Below are 501 nucleotides of genomic sequence, written 5' to 3'. Positions count from 1 at the left end.
TGGCTTGTACAAAAGTACTGGGCAGAGCAAGCCGCAAGTCATGACACTACAAGGACAGATGCAAATGCAGCAAACGTCCATCGCAGCGAAAGTACCCGGGCGTATCGCACAGATTCTGGTCACAGAAGGCAATAAGGTTGAAGTCGGTCAGCAACTGATTGAGATGGACTCACCTGAAATCAACGCAAAGATTGCTCAAGCTCGTGCCGGTAAAGATATGGCTCAAAGCCAATTAGATAAAGCAGAAAATGGCGCGCGCCCGCAAGAGATCGCGCAAGCAAAAGCCGCTTGGCAAGCCAATAAAGCGGCTTCTGATTTGGCACAAAACACCTACCAACGTGTCGATCGCCTTTATGAAGAAGGACTTATGGCAAGGCAGAAGCGTGATGAAGCCTATGCGCAGTATCTGGCTACGCAAGACCAAACTGAAGCGGCGCGTTTGCAGTATGATCTAGCATTAGAAGGCGCACGTAGCGAAGATAAGTCTGCTGCCACTGCACA

1 protein-coding gene is annotated in these 501 nt (G+C 50.1%); it reads left to right on the top strand.

What is annotated here, in order from left to right; translation table 11 throughout:
• Positions 1 to 501, top strand: a 501-nt coding sequence (locus tag ACS8FD_RS25065; RefSeq protein ID WP_439277840.1) for an HlyD family secretion protein, incomplete at both ends; no start/stop codon positions are given.

The organism is Psychrobacter sp. 1U2, from assembly GCF_051847575.1.
Note: the sequence above shows the minus strand (reverse complement) of the source record. Positions and strands in the feature narration are given on the sequence as shown.